Origin of the sequence: Pseudonocardia oroxyli, from assembly GCF_900102195.1 — a bacterium.
Lineage (GTDB): Bacteria > Actinomycetota > Actinomycetes > Mycobacteriales > Pseudonocardiaceae > Pseudonocardia > Pseudonocardia oroxyli.
In genome coordinates this window covers 185,364-198,136 of record NZ_FNBE01000004.1, presented here as the reverse complement: position 1 = coordinate 198,136, position 12,773 = coordinate 185,364, and the positions used below count along the sequence as shown (strand labels likewise).

The following is a 12,773-nucleotide window of genomic DNA, read 5'->3' as shown; positions in this document are numbered from 1 at the left end:
GTGGCGCGCCCCCGCACCCGTCGCAGGGACTAGCGTGATCCCCGTGCCCACCGTGACGCCCTTCGGTTCCTGGCCCACCCCGATCTCGTCCGAGCTGGTCGTCGCCGCCGCGGTGCGGGTGTCCGGGGCGCGGACCGACGGAGACGCCGTGTACTGGGCCGAGGGCCGGCCGAGCGAGGGCGGGCGCACGCAGATCGTCCGCCGCGACCCGGACGGCACCACGACCGACCTGCTCCCCGAGGGCTTCGACGCCCGCACGGCCGTCCACGAGTACGGCGGCGGTGCGTGGTGGGTCCGGGGCGGGGTCGTCTGGTTCGCCAACTGGGCCGACCAGCGCCTGTACCGGCTGGCGCCCGGCGGCGAGCCCGAGCCGCTGACCCCCGAGCCCGCGACCCCGCGTGCGGACCGGTACGCGGACGGTTTCGTCGCGGGCGACTCGCTGCTGCTCGTGCGGGAGCGCCACGAAGGCCCGAAGGCCGTCGACGTCCACAACGAGATCGTCCGGCTCTCGGGCGGCGAGGTCGAGGTACTGGTCACCGGCCCGGACTTCGTGACGAGTCCGAGGCTGTCCCCGGACGGGGTCCGCCTGGTCTGGATCCAGTGGAACCACCCGTCGATGCCGTGGGACGACACCGTCCTGATGGGCCGCAACCTGGAGAACGGCGACGAGGCCCACATCGCGGGCGGCCCCGGCGAGTCGGTCATGGAGCCGCAGTGGCAGCCGGACGGCTCGCTGTGGTTCCTCTCCGACCGCACCGGCTGGTGGAACCTCTACCGCTGGGTGCCGGGCCAGGACATCACCCCGGTCGTCGTGCTCGACGCCGAGATCGGCGTCCCCGCCTGGCAGCTCGGCACCTCCCGCTACGCGGTGCTCCCGGGCGGCCGGGTGGTCTTCGCGCGCTGGTCCAAGGGCTACGACGGGCTGGCCGTCCGCGAGCCGAACGGCGAGTACGTGGAGCTCGACCTGCCCTTCTCGGCCATCGGGTCCGTGGCGCCGTACGGGATCGGCAGCGTCGTCGTGGTGGCGGGCACCCCGACCGAGGAGCCGGGTGTGCACGTGGTGAGCGTCGACGGGGACGTCGAGACCCTGCACGCGCCCCGCGACCTCGGGATCGACGACGGTTACCTCTCCGTCCCCGAGGCCGTCTCGTTCCCCTCGACGGACCCCGCGGGGGAGCCCCGCACGTCGCACGCGCTCTTCTACCCGCCCGCCAATCCCGGGCACGAGGGGCCGGAGGGCGCGCTGCCGCCGCTGCTCGTCGTGATCCACGGCGGCCCGACGGCGGCGGCGCTGCCGGTGCTCTCCGTCGCCGTGCAGTACTGGACCAGCCGCGGGTTCGGGGTGGTCGACGTGAACTACGGCGGGTCCACCGGCTTCGGCCGCGCCTACCGCGAGCAGCTCAAGGGCGCCTGGGGGATCGTGGACGTGGCGGACTGCCTCGCCGCGGCCCGCTACCTCGCCGCGACCGGGCGGGTGGACGGCGAGCGGCTGGCCATCCGCGGCGGCTCCGCGGGCGGGTACACCACCCTCGCCGCGCTGGCCCGGCCCGACACCCCGTTCTCCGCGGGGGCGGACCACTTCGGCGTCGCGGACCTGGAGGCACTGGCCGCGGACACGCACAAGTTCGAGAGCCGCTACCTCGACGGGCTGGTCGGCCCGTACCCCGCCGCGCGCGAGACCTATGTGGAGCGCAGCCCGATCCACCACGTGGCGGACTTCCACACCCCGCTGATCGTGCTGCAGGGCGCGGAGGACGCGATCGTGCCCCCGAACCAGTCCGAGGCGATCGTGAACGCGCTGCGGGAGCGGAAGGTCCCGGTCGCCTACCTGCTGTTCGAGGGCGAGCAGCACGGCTTCCGCAAGGCGGAGAACATCACCCGCGCGCTCGACGCGGAGCTCTCCTTCTACAGCCAGGTCTTCCGCTTCGCCACCGACGTGGAGCCGGTGGAGGTGGAGAACCTGCCGAGATGAACCTCAGCCACGTCCGGACGGGGTTCGGACGTGGCTGAGGTTCATCTCGGCGAGGTGGTCAGCCGCCGGTGACGGCACCGACGGCCGCGTCCGCCTCCTGCTCGGCGTCCGCGGGGGCGGCCGCGGTCTTGCGGCCGCGGGAGAGCCTGCGCTCCACGTACTCGGCGAGCTTGCCGAGCGAGTAGTTGATCAGGATGAAGATCGCCGCGACGACCACGTAGGTCTGGATCGGGTTCTGCAGCGTCTGGATGATGATGTTCGCCGTCCGGACGAACTCCTCGTAGCTGATGATGAAGCCCAGCGAGGTGTCCTTGACGATCACCACGAGCTGGCTGATCAGCGCCGGGAGCATGATCCGGAAGGCCTGCGGGAGCAGGATCGAGCGCAGCACCTGGCCCTGGGTCAGGCCCAGCGAGTAGCCCGCCTCGGCCTGGCCGCGGGGGAGCGCGTTGATGCCCGCCCGCACGATCTCGGCGATGATCACGCAGTTGTAGAGCGTGAGGCCGATGACCAGGTACCACATGATCGGCAGGTCGATCCCCACCTGCGGCAGCACGCGCGCCGCGAAGAAGATCGCGATGACGACCGGGACGCCGCGCAGGAACTCGATGACACCGACCACGAGCCAGCGGTAGTAGCGGTTCGCGGTGACCCGGGTGACGGCCAGCAGGGTGCCGATGACCAGCGAGAACACCAGGGTGAGCCCGGCCGCGGACAGCGTCGCGACCAGGGCCTGGCCGAACAGGTTCCACACCGGGCCGAAGTCGCCGTTGGTCGGGTCGAGCAGCGGCCCCCACTTGGCGGCCGTGAACTGGCCCTGGTTCGCCAGCCGGACGATCACGAACACGACCACGCCCAGCACGATCACGCCGGCGACGATCGAGGAGATCAGCGTGCGGGTGCGCGCCTTCGGGCCCGGCGCGTCGTAGAGCACGGAGGTCATCGGGCCACCGCCAGCTTCTTCTCGAGCCGGGCCAGGCCGATGCCGGCCGGGATGGTCAGGACGAGGTAGCCGAGCAGCACCCCGAACAGGGTCGCCGCGGCGGCGTAGCCCTGGGCGGAGGTCAGCGTGCTGCCGACCGCGAACAGGTCGCCGCCGATGCCGAAGGCGCCCGCGATGGCCGAGTTCTTGATCATTGCGATGATGACGCTGCCCAGCGGCGGGACGACCGTCCGGAAGGCCTGGGGCAGGATGACCAGCGACAGCGACTGGGTGAACGTGAGGCCCACCGCGCGGGCGGCCTCGGCCTGGCCCGGGGGCACCGAGTTGATGCCGGAGCGGACGGCCTCGCAGACGAACGCCGAGGTGTAGAACGTCAGCCCGGCGACGCCGAACCAGAAGTACGAGCCGTTGACGCCGAGCTCGGGCAGCCCGAAGGCCACCGCGAACAGCACGACCGCCAGCGGGGTGTTGCGGAAGACGGTCACCCAGGCCGAGCCCAGCGCCCGCAGCGGGGGCACGGGGGAGACCCGGCAGGCCGCGATGACCGTGCCCAGCACGAGCGAGCCGATCGCGGCGAAGACGCAGAGCCGGAGGGTCCCGAGGAACCCCGAGACGTAGAGGGGGAACTGCTCGATCAGGACGCCCACGGCGCTCCTCCTGGTGGACGCGAGCCCGCCCGCCGGTCCGTGGACCGGCGGGCGGGCTCAGGGGGTCACGTGCAGGCGCCTGCGGCGGGCAGCGGCGGAACGTCCGGCGAGACCTTCGACAGCGTGTTGTTCCAGGCCGCGGCGTAGGTGCCGTCCGCCTCGGCCTCCTTCAGCGTCTGGTCGATGAACTGGCAGAAGGCGACGTCGCCCTTCTTGATGCCGATGCCGTACGGCTCCTCGGTGAACTTGTTGTTCACGAGCTTGAAGGCGCCGTTCGAGTTCTCCACCAGGCCGGTGAGGATCACGTTGTCCGTGGTGACGGCCTGGACCTGGCCGGTGCGCAGCGCGTCCGCGCACTTCGAGTACACGTCGAACAGCACGATGTTCGCGGGGTCGACGTACTCCTTGATCTTCTCGGACGGCGTGGAGCCGGTGACCGAGCAGACCTTGGCGTTCGCGGCGCGGAGCGTGTCCGGACCGGTGATGGCGGAGTTGTCGGCGGCGACCATCAGGTCCTGACCGGCGACGTAGTACGGACCGGCGAAGCTGATCCGCTCCTTGCGCTTGTCGTTGATCGTGTAGGTCGCCACGACCATGTCGACGCGGTCCTGCTCGATGACCTCCTCGCGCACCGCCGACGGGGTCTCGGTGTAGGTGATCTTGTCCGCGGGGATGCCGAGCTTCGCGGCGACGATCTTCGCGATCTCGACGTCGAAGCCCTGGGGGTTGCCGTCGAGGCCCTTGAGCCCGAACAGCGGCTGGTCGAACTTCGTGCCGAGCCGCAGCGTGCCGGCCTGGGCCAGCTTCGCCATGGTGGTGCCCTCGGGGAAGGACGCCCCCTCGGCGACCGGCGGCGCGGAGGTGGCACCCCCGCCGAGCTGGGACGAGCCGCCGCCACCACACGCGGTGGCGGCGACGACCACCGCGGCGGCCGCGACGGCCACCTTGGCGAGTCGGTTGAGTCGCATGAGAAAATCCCTCCGGGAGAGCGGTACGGCGTCAGTGGGTGAGGATCTTGCCGAGGAAGTCCTTGGCGCGGTCGCTCGTCGGGTTGGTGAAGAAGTCGTCCGGGGTGGCGTCCTCGACGATCTCGCCGTCGGCCATGAAGATCACCCGGTGCGCGGCGCGGCGGGCGAAGCCCATCTCGTGGGTGACCACGAGCATGGTCATGCCCTCCTTGGCCAGGGTGGTCATGACGTCGAGGACCTCGTTGACCATCTCCGGGTCCAGCGCCGAGGTGGGCTCGTCGAAGAGCATCACCTTGGGGCCCATGGCCAGCGCGCGGGCGATCGCCACGCGCTGCTGCTGCCCGCCGGACAGCTGGGCCGGGTACTTGTCCTTCTGGTTCGCGATGCCGACCCGCTCGAGCAGGCGCATGGCGTTCTTCTCCGCCTCGGCCTTGTTCTGCCTGCGCACCTTCGTGGGCGCGAGCATCACGTTCTCGAGGATCGTCTTGTGCGCGAACAGGTTGAAGCTCTGGAACACCATGCCGACGTCCGCCCGCAGCCCGGCGAGCGCCTTGCCCTCGGCGGGCAGCGCCTTGCCGTCGATCGCGATCTCGCCGCCGTCGATGGGCTCGAGCCGGTTGATCGTGCGGCACAGCGTCGACTTGCCCGAGCCCGAGGGGCCCAGCACCACGACGACCTGGCCCGCCGCGACCTCGAGGTTGATGTCCTTGAGGACGTGCAGCTCGCCGAAGTGCTTGTCGACGGCCGCCATGCGGATCATGGGGGTACCTGTCTCGGTCATGGACGGCCTCCAAGGGTGATGGTCGGCTTCGCAAGCTCCGCCTCCGGCATGGGCGGACGCTAGGGCGAATCGGACATCCGAGTCCATCACCTTGGGCAAGCTTTAGGGTTTCAGTCTCATCACGGAACTCGCGAACGGAGTGAACGTGCACATCCTTCTGGTGGAGGACGACGACCGGGTCGCGGCCGCGCTGCGTCCGGCGCTGCACCGGCACGGGATGAGCACCACCCGTCTCGACCGGGGCCGGGACGCGGTGGAGCACCTCGCCGGCGTCGACGTCGTCCTGTTGGACCTCGGCCTGCCCGACGCCGACGGCGTCGACGTCTGCCGGGCGATCCGCGAGGCCAGCGACGTGCCGGTCATCGTGGTGACCGCGCGCGGGGACGTCGAGGACCGGATCGTCGGGCTGCACTCCGGCGCCGACGACTACGTCGTCAAGCCCTACGACGTCGGCGAGCTCGTCGCCCGCATCCACGCCGTGCAGCGCCGCCGGGGTCCCGAGACCGCCGAACCGGTGGACCGGGTGGTGACCGCGGACGGCGTCGCGATCGACCTCGGCAGGCACACCGTGACCGTCGACGGGACCGAGGTCACGCTGACCCGCAAGGAGTTCCAGGTCCTCGCGCTGCTCGCGTCGGCGCGCGGGACGGTGTGCACCCGCACCCGGATCGTGGCCGAGGTGTGGGGCCGGAGCTGGCCGGGGGCCAACCGCACGCTCGACGTCCACGTGGCGACGCTGCGCACGAAGCTCGGCCGCCCGGAGCTGGTGCAGACCGTGCGCGGGGTGGGGTACCGCCTGGGGACGTCGTGAGGCGGGGACAGTCGTGAGGACCCGTCTGCTGGTCATCGTCTGCGTGCTCGTGGGGCTGCTGGCCGTCGGGCTCGGGGTGCCGCTCGCGCTGTCCAACTCCCTCGCCGCCCAGCAGAGCCTGTTCATCGACCGGCTCACGGACACGATCTACTTCGCCTCGCGCGCCCAGCGGCCCATCACCGAGGACACCGCGCCCGGGCTGGCCGAGGAGCTGGCCCGCTACGACGAGGTCTACGGCGTGGCGGTCACGGTGGTGGACCGCGCGGGCACGGTCGTCGCGGCGTCCCGGCCGGACCCGCCCGAGCTGGACGCGGACGGGCTCGACCGGGTGCAGGTCGCCCTGGCCAGCAGGCGCTCCGCGGCCCCGCCGCTGATCTGGCCGTGGGACACCCGGCCGCTGGTGCTCGCCGAACCGGTGCTGGTCGACGGCGAGGTCCGCGGCGCGGCGATCACCGTGTCCCCCACCGGGTCCCTGCGGGTGCAGGAGCTCCAGGTCTGGTCGCTGGTCGCCGCGCTGGTGCTGGTGTCGGTGGGGCTGGGCGTCCTCGTCGCGCTGCCCGTCACCCGCTGGATCCTGCGGCCGGTGCGCCGGTTGGACGAGGGGACCGGGCGCGTGACCAGCGCGGTCCTGGCCGGGCGACCCGCCGAACCGGTGTCCGACGGCTCCGGGCCGCCCGAGCTGCGCAGGCTCACCGCGTCCTTCGACCGGATGGCCGAGTCGGTGACCCAGGCGCTCTCGACGCAGCGGGCCTTCGTCGCGGACGCGTCCCACCAGCTGCGGAACCCGTTGACGGCGCTGCGGTTGCGGTTGTCCAACATGGACGGGCGGGTCGCCGCGGACGCCGCCGAGGAGCACGTCGCGGCGATGGAGGAGGCGGAGCGGCTCTCCGGGGTGCTCGACGGGCTGCTGGCCCTGGCCCGCGCCGAGCGGGACGCGGGCGTGGACCGGGAGGCGGACGTCGCCGTCGACGCGATCGTCGACGACCGGCTCGACGCCTGGCGTCCCCTGGCCGAGCACACCGGCCTGCGCCTGCTGCGGGGCGGCGTGCGGGGCCTGCGGGTCCGCATCGCGCCCGGCGGGATCGAGACCGTGCTCGACGCGCTGCTCGACAACGCCGTCAAGTTCACCCCGCCCGGCGGCGCGATCACCGTGACCGTGCGCCCGGTGCGCGACTCGGACCCGGCGCTCGTCGAGATCGCGGTGCTGGACACCGGCCCGGGCATGGCGCCCGAGGACCTCGACCGGGCCGTCGACCGCTTCTGGCGGGCCCCCGACCAGTCCAACGTGGAGGGCTCGGGGCTGGGCCTGGCCATCGCGGCCCGCACCGTGGAGCTGGCGGGCGGCGTCCTCACCCTCGACCTCCCCCACGGCGGCGGCCTCCGCGTGTCCGCCGCCCTGCCCCGAGTCCGCTGAGGCCGAGCGCCCGACGCGCCACGCGAGTCGGACGGGCGCGTCAGTCGGGGAGGTCGGGCGTGGCACGGAGGAGGGTGGCGAGGGAGTGCAGGGACCGCTCCAGCTGCGCAGGGGAGGGGGCGGAGAGGGCGAGGCGGACGGCGTTGGGGGAGTGGGCGGGGATCACGGCGAAGGCCGCGGCGGGCGTCACCGCGATACCCCGCCGGGCGGCCGCGGCGACGAACGTCTCGGCACGCCAGGGATCGGGGAGGGGCAGCCAGGCGTGGTAGGCCGCCGGGTCGGCCCGGAGGGTGGGCAGGATCCGGCGGGCGAGGGTCTGGCGGGCCGCGGCGTCGGCGCGCTTGCCGGCGACGAGGGTATCGACGACGCCGTCGGACAGCCAGCGGGTGGCGGCGGCCACCGCGAGCCCCTGGGGTCCGTAGCCCGCGGTCCGTGCGGCGACCCCGATCCGCTCGGTCAGCTCCGGCGGGCCCGCGACGAACCCCAGGGTGAGCCCGGGCGCCACCCGCTTCGACAGGCTGTCGACGACGACCGTGCGCTCCGGGGCGTGCGCGGCGAGGGGGCCCGGGTCGGGGCGCAGGAACGAGTAGACGGCGTCCTCGACCGCGACGACGCCGTGCGCGCGGAGCACCGCGGCCACCGCCGCGCGCCGTTGCTCCGACATGGTCACACCGAGCGGGTTGTGGAGCGTGGGTTGCACCGAGACCGCGTGCACGGGTGCCTCGGAGCACACGGCGTCGAGGGCGCCGGGGACCATGCCCTCGTCGTCCAGCGCGACGGGGACCGCGACCAGCCCGAGGCGGTGGGCGATCCCGCGGACCAACGGGTAGGTCAGCGCCTCGACCGCGATCCGGCCCCCGGTGGGCACGAGCCCGGCGAAGGCCGCGCCGATGGCGTGGCGCCCCGACCCGGTCACGATCAGGTCCGGCGGGGTCCAGCCCGGGCGGGCCAGTACCCGTCCGGCCTGGGCGCGCAGCTCCGCGGTGGCCCGGACGCCGAGCGGAGCGAGAGCGGCGGCGAGGATGTCCGGCCTGCTCAGACTCTCGATCGCAGGGGCGAGCAGGCCCGGCTGTTCGGGGAGGACCGGGAAGTTCAGCTCGAGATCGACGGGCGCGTGGGCGGGCTCGGCGAGCGCGGGCTCGGGGGTGGGCGCCGCGGCCCGCACGAACGTCCCACGGCCGACCTCCCCGACCACGACGCCGCGGCGGGTCAGCTCGGCGTAGACCCGGGCGGCCGTCGAGACCGCGATCCGGTGGTCGCGGGCGAAGCGGCGCTGGGTGGGGAGGCGGTCGCCGGGGCGCAGTCGCCCGCGGGCGACATCCGCGGCCACCCGGTCCGCCAGGATGCGGAAGTCCACGATTGCTCCGAGGTCATTGTCGTTCTTGATCCGAGAATTGTGCCTGCTTACGGTCGTGAGCGGGAAGTGGTGCTCCAGCACCACTTCCCACTCACAGGCACCGGAGGTGCAAGACGATGGACACCGTGATGTTCGTGCACGGGCACCCGCTCGACGGGCGGGTGTGGGGGCCGCAGGCCGAGGCGGCGGCCGCGGCGGGCTACCGGGTGCTGAGCCCGGCGCTGCGGGGGTACCGGGACGGCCCGCGGGCGGGGCCCGTCGTGACGATCGCCGATCACGCGGACGACCTGGCCGCCGTCGTCGGTCGGGGGACCGGCGGGGTCGGCGGGGTCGCCGTGGTCGGGGTGTCCATGGGCGGGCAGATCGCGCTCGAGCTGTACCGGCGCCACCCGCGCTCGGTCGCGGCGCTCGTGCTGTGCGGGACCACCGCCGCGGGCGAGACCGCGCAGGGCCGGGCGGACCGGCTCGCCCAGGCCGAGCGGCTGGAGCGGGACGGCATGGTCGGCCACACGCACCGGACGCTGCCGCTCATGGTGGGGCCGGCGACGTCGTCGGGCACTCAGGACCTGGTGCGGGACATGATGCTGCGCACCCCCGCCCGCGGGGCCGCCGCCTCCCAGCGCGGGCGCGCCGACCGCGCCGACCTCCGCCCCCTGCTCCCGCGGATCGCCGTGCCCACGCTGGTCCTGGTCGGCGACGACGATCCCTACGTCCCGGTCGAGCAGGCCGCGCTGATGGCCGCCCGGATCCCCGGCGCGGCCCTGCGGGTGATCGCCGGGGCCGCGCACCTGCCGAGCCTCGAACAGCCCGCGGCCACGACCGACGCGCTGCTACGCCACCTTGCCCCCGCGGTAGAACCGCTCCGCGCCGGGGTGTAGCGGGACGGGCTGGGTGCCGATCGCGGAGCGCGCGTCGATGGTCAGCGCGGCCGGGCTGGCGGCGGCGAGGCGTGCCTGACCGGCGAACATCGTCTGGACCAGTGCGGCGGCCAGGTCGACGTCCGTCCCGGCGGGGACCAGCAGGAAGTTCCGGACGAACAGCGTCGCCACCGGCTCCCCGATCCCGTAGGCGGACGCGGGCACGGTCCCGGGGGAGTAGACGGGGTAGGCCTTGCGGACGTCCTCCAGGACGTCGGTGAGGTCCAGCAGCCGGATCGGCTGCGCCGCGGCGAGATCGGTGATGCCCGAGGTGGGGAGCCCGCCGGACCAGAAGAACGCGTCGACGGTCCCGTCCCGCAGGGCGGCGATGGAGTCCGCCAGGCCCAGCTGCCGGACCTCGACGCCGTGGTCGGGGTCGATGCCCGCGGTGCGCAGCAGGCGTCGGGCGATCTCGTAGTAGCCCGAGATCGGCGTGCCGACGGCCACGGCCAGCCCGCGCAGGTCGACCAGCCGCCGGGCGGGCGAGTCCCGCCGGACGACGACGTGGACCGCGTCGTCGTAGATCCGGGCCAGGGCGCGGGGGGACCGCGGATCGTCCGGCGCGTCCACCGCCAGCCGCTCGGCCGCCGTGTCGACCTGGCTGAACGCCACGTCCGCGGTGCCCGCCGCGAGCCGGTCCAGGTTGTCGACCGAGCCCGCCGTGGTGAGCACCTCGGGGGTGGCGCCGAGCTGCTCGGACCAGATCGCGGCGAGCGTGCCCCCGAGCCGGTAGTAGACGCCCGCGCCGACGCCCGCGGCGATCGTGAGCCGCCTGCCGTCGTAGGGCAGGCCGCAGCCGGCGAGCGGGCCGACGAGCGCCGGGACCGCCAGGCCCGCCAGGACGCGCAGCGCCGTCCGGCGGTCCAGGTGCATGGCGGCATCCTCCCGGACCCGCACCCCCGCCGTCATCCCGGTGCCGACGGTCGGTGCCGTGGCCTCCCTCCGCGGGGCCTACCCTCGTGGGGTGACCCGCAGCTACACCATCCGCACCTACGGGTGCCAGATGAATGTGCACGACTCCGAGCGCATGGCAGGCCTGCTCGAGTCGGCGGGCTATGCGCGCGCGGAGGACCCCGGCACCGCGGACGTGGTCGTGTTCAACACCTGCGCGGTGCGGGAGAACGCGGACAACAAGCTGTACGGCAACCTCGGGCACCTGCGGCCCGCCAAGGACGCGAACCCGGACATGCAGATCGCCGTCGGCGGCTGCCTGGCGCAGAAGGACCGCGAGACCATCACCCGGCGCGCCCCGTGGGTCGACGTGGTGTTCGGGACGCACAACGTCGGGTCGCTGCCCACCCTGCTGGAGCGCGCCCGGCACAACGCCGCCGCCGAGGTGGAGATCCTCGAGTCGCTGGAGGTCTTCCCCTCCACGCTGCCCGCCCGCCGCGACTCCGCCTACGCCGGCTGGGTCTCGATCTCGGTGGGCTGCAACAACACCTGCACGTTCTGCATCGTGCCGTCGCTGCGCGGCAAGGAGCGCGACCGGCGCCCCGGCGACATCCTCGCCGAGGTGCAGGCACTCGCCGCGGACGGCGTGCTCGAGGTGACCCTGCTCGGGCAGAACGTGAACGCCTACGGCTCCGAGTTCGGCGACCGGCAGGCGTTCGCGTCGCTGCTGCGCGCCTGCGGCGAGGTCGAGGGGCTCGAGCGGGTCCGGTTCACCTCGCCGCACCCGCGGGACTTCACCTCCGACGTGATCGCCGCGATGGCCGAGACCCCGAACGTCTGCCCGCAGCTGCACATGCCGCTGCAGTCCGGGTCGGACCGGGTGCTGCGCGCCATGCGCCGGTCGTACCGCTCGTCGCGCTTCCTGGACATCCTCGACGAGGTCCGGGCCTCGATCCCGGACGCGGCGGTCTCCACCGACATCATCGTCGGGTTCCCGGGGGAGACCGAGGAGGACTTCGCCGCGACCCTCGACGTCGTGCGCCGCGCCCGGTTCGCCCAGGCCTTCACGTTCCAGTACTCCCCGCGGCCGGGCACGCCTGCCGCGGACCTGCCCGACCAGCTGCCCAAGGCGGTCGTGCAGGAACGCTACGAACGGCTCGTCGCCCTGCAGGAGGAGATCTCCTGGGCGGAGAACCGCAGGCTCGAGGGCAGCACCGTCGAGGTGCTGGTCGCCACCGGCGAGGGCCGCAAGGACGGCGCGACCCGCCGGGTGAGCGGCCGCGCGCGGGACGGCAGGCTGGTGCACTTCGCGCCGGGGACCGCGACGCCCCGCCCGGGCGACCTGGTCACCGTGACGATCGACTACGGCGCGCCGCACCACCTGGTGTCCGACGGCGGGGTGCACACCCACCGCCGCACGCGGGCGGGAGACGCGCACGAGGCGGGACAGCGGCCCGGCGGCGCGCCGACCGGGTTGGGGCTGCCGGGGTTCGGGAAGCCTGCCGCCGAGCCGGTGGCAGCGGGATGTGGGGTTCGGGGATGAACGACGAGGCACCCTGGGAGCGCGGCTCGAACGGCGGCGCGGGGAACGGCGGCTCGGGGAACGGCACGGACCTGTCCGCGCTCGAGACCGAGCTCGCCGGCGTCGCGCGGCGGGTGGAACGGCGGATCGACCCCGGCGTGGCGGCGCTGGTCGCGGCGGTGGGGGTGCTCGCCGTCGTCGGTGGGCTGCTGCTGCCCTGGGTCGGGTCGACGACGGGCTGGCAGCTGCTGGTCGGGGTCGAGAACCTCGGCCCGCTGCCGCGGTTGTTCACGATCACGGCCACCCTGTTCGGGCTGGTCGCGTCCGTGCTGGCGCTGACCACGCGCCTGTGGGCGATCGCGTTCACGGCCGCCGTGGGCTGCGGCATCTCGACCGTGACGGGCGTGTGGGCGATCTGGACCCGTCAGTCCGGCGCGCTCGAGGGCGTGGTGGGCCCCGGCCCCGGACTGATCCTGGCCGCGGTCGCGGTGGCCGTCCTGACCTTCACCTGGGCGAAGATCGCGCTGCAGCGCGGCTGAGCTGCGCCGGC

At 73.7% G+C, this 12,773-nt stretch carries 12 protein-coding genes; 6 read left to right on the top strand and 6 right to left on the bottom strand.

Going from position 1 to position 12,773, the window contains the following annotated elements:
* Window positions 1–43 precede the first annotated feature (43 nt).
* Window positions 44–1,972, top strand: coding sequence for a S9 family peptidase (locus tag BLS43_RS07950; RefSeq protein ID WP_245707367.1), 1,929 nt, complete (start codon window positions 44–46; stop codon window positions 1,970–1,972).
* Window positions 1,973–2,030: 58 nt separating this feature from the next.
* Here the strand turns inward: BLS43_RS07950 and BLS43_RS07945 are convergent, their stop codons facing one another.
* The 4 genes from BLS43_RS07945 to BLS43_RS07930 form a co-directional block, all read right to left on the bottom strand.
* Entirely contained in the window at window positions 2,031–2,915 is an 885-nt protein-coding gene (locus BLS43_RS07945) for an amino acid ABC transporter permease (RefSeq protein WP_093079052.1), read from the bottom strand.
* Window positions 2,912–3,562 carry an amino acid ABC transporter permease gene (locus BLS43_RS07940; protein WP_093079049.1) on the bottom strand — a complete coding sequence of 217 codons (651 nt, stop codon included), beginning with the start codon at window positions 3,560–3,562 and terminating at the stop codon, window positions 2,912–2,914. The genes BLS43_RS07945 and BLS43_RS07940 overlap by 4 nt, the downstream gene beginning before the upstream one ends.
* 65 nt (window positions 3,563–3,627) lie before the next feature.
* Window positions 3,628–4,530 carry a glutamate ABC transporter substrate-binding protein gene (locus BLS43_RS07935; RefSeq protein ID WP_093079046.1) on the bottom strand — a complete coding sequence of 301 codons (903 nt, stop codon included), beginning with the start codon at window positions 4,528–4,530 and terminating at the stop codon, window positions 3,628–3,630.
* Window positions 4,531–4,561: 31 nt separating this feature from the next.
* Window positions 4,562–5,290: an amino acid ABC transporter ATP-binding protein gene (locus tag BLS43_RS07930; protein ID WP_093079043.1), complete on the bottom strand. Its 729-nt coding sequence runs from the start codon at window positions 5,288–5,290 to the stop codon at window positions 4,562–4,564.
* Window positions 5,291–5,456: 166 nt separating this feature from the next.
* Between BLS43_RS07930 and BLS43_RS07925 the strand changes: the two genes are divergently transcribed.
* On the top strand, window positions 5,457–6,122 hold the full coding sequence (locus tag BLS43_RS07925) for a response regulator transcription factor (RefSeq protein ID WP_093079933.1): 666 nt from the start codon (window positions 5,457–5,459) through the stop codon (window positions 6,120–6,122).
* Between the two features lie 13 nt (window positions 6,123–6,135).
* The gene (locus tag BLS43_RS07920; protein ID WP_093079041.1) at window positions 6,136–7,536 is read left to right on the top strand and encodes a sensor histidine kinase; all 1,401 of its coding nucleotides are present in this window, start codon (window positions 6,136–6,138) and stop codon (window positions 7,534–7,536) included.
* 40 nt (window positions 7,537–7,576) lie between these two features.
* Here BLS43_RS07920 and BLS43_RS07915 read toward each other — a convergent pair whose 3' ends face one another.
* Window positions 7,577–8,896 carry an aminotransferase-like domain-containing protein gene (locus tag BLS43_RS07915; protein WP_093079928.1) on the bottom strand — a complete coding sequence of 440 codons (1,320 nt, stop codon included), beginning with the start codon at window positions 8,894–8,896 and terminating at the stop codon, window positions 7,577–7,579.
* 113 nt (window positions 8,897–9,009) lie between these two features.
* On the opposite strand from BLS43_RS07915, the gene BLS43_RS07910 reads away from it, so the two are divergent.
* The gene (locus BLS43_RS07910; protein ID WP_093079038.1) at window positions 9,010–9,771 is read left to right on the top strand and encodes an alpha/beta fold hydrolase; all 762 of its coding nucleotides are present in this window, start codon (window positions 9,010–9,012) and stop codon (window positions 9,769–9,771) included.
* Here BLS43_RS07910 and BLS43_RS07905 read toward each other — a convergent pair.
* Window positions 9,724–10,683 (bottom strand): TAXI family TRAP transporter solute-binding subunit, encoded by a 960-nt coding sequence (locus BLS43_RS07905; protein WP_245707366.1) that lies wholly within the window; start codon window positions 10,681–10,683, stop codon window positions 9,724–9,726. The two genes, BLS43_RS07910 and BLS43_RS07905, sit on opposite strands and share 48 nt — an antisense overlap.
* Window positions 10,684–10,774: 91 nt before the next feature.
* Between BLS43_RS07905 and miaB the strand changes: the two genes are divergently transcribed.
* Window positions 10,775–12,244 carry a tRNA (N6-isopentenyl adenosine(37)-C2)-methylthiotransferase MiaB gene (gene miaB / locus BLS43_RS07900; RefSeq protein ID WP_245707365.1) on the top strand — a complete coding sequence of 490 codons (1,470 nt, stop codon included), beginning with the start codon at window positions 10,775–10,777 and terminating at the stop codon, window positions 12,242–12,244.
* Window positions 12,241–12,762: an Rv2732c family membrane protein gene (locus BLS43_RS07895; protein ID WP_093079029.1), complete on the top strand. Its 522-nt coding sequence runs from the start codon at window positions 12,241–12,243 to the stop codon at window positions 12,760–12,762. Before miaB ends, BLS43_RS07895 begins: the two co-directional genes overlap by 4 nt.
* Window positions 12,763–12,773: the final 11 nt, after the last annotated feature.

Coding starts and splice junctions, on each gene's coding strand:
- BLS43_RS07945 (WP_093079052.1), bottom strand. CDS start 2,915: ATGACCTCCGTGCTCTACGACGCGCCGGGCCCGAAGGCGCGCACCCGC.
- BLS43_RS07935 (WP_093079046.1), bottom strand. CDS start 4,530: ATGCGACTCAACCGACTCGCCAAGGTGGCCGTCGCGGCCGCCGCGGTG.
- BLS43_RS07930 (WP_093079043.1), bottom strand. CDS start 5,290: ATGATCCGCATGGCGGCCGTCGACAAGCACTTCGGCGAGCTGCACGTC.
- BLS43_RS07910 (WP_093079038.1), top strand. CDS start 9,010: ATGGACACCGTGATGTTCGTGCACGGGCACCCGCTCGACGGGCGGGTG.
- BLS43_RS07905 (WP_245707366.1), bottom strand. CDS start 10,683: ATGCACCTGGACCGCCGGACGGCGCTGCGCGTCCTGGCGGGCCTGGCG.
- BLS43_RS07895 (WP_093079029.1), top strand. CDS start 12,241: ATGAACGACGAGGCACCCTGGGAGCGCGGCTCGAACGGCGGCGCGGGG.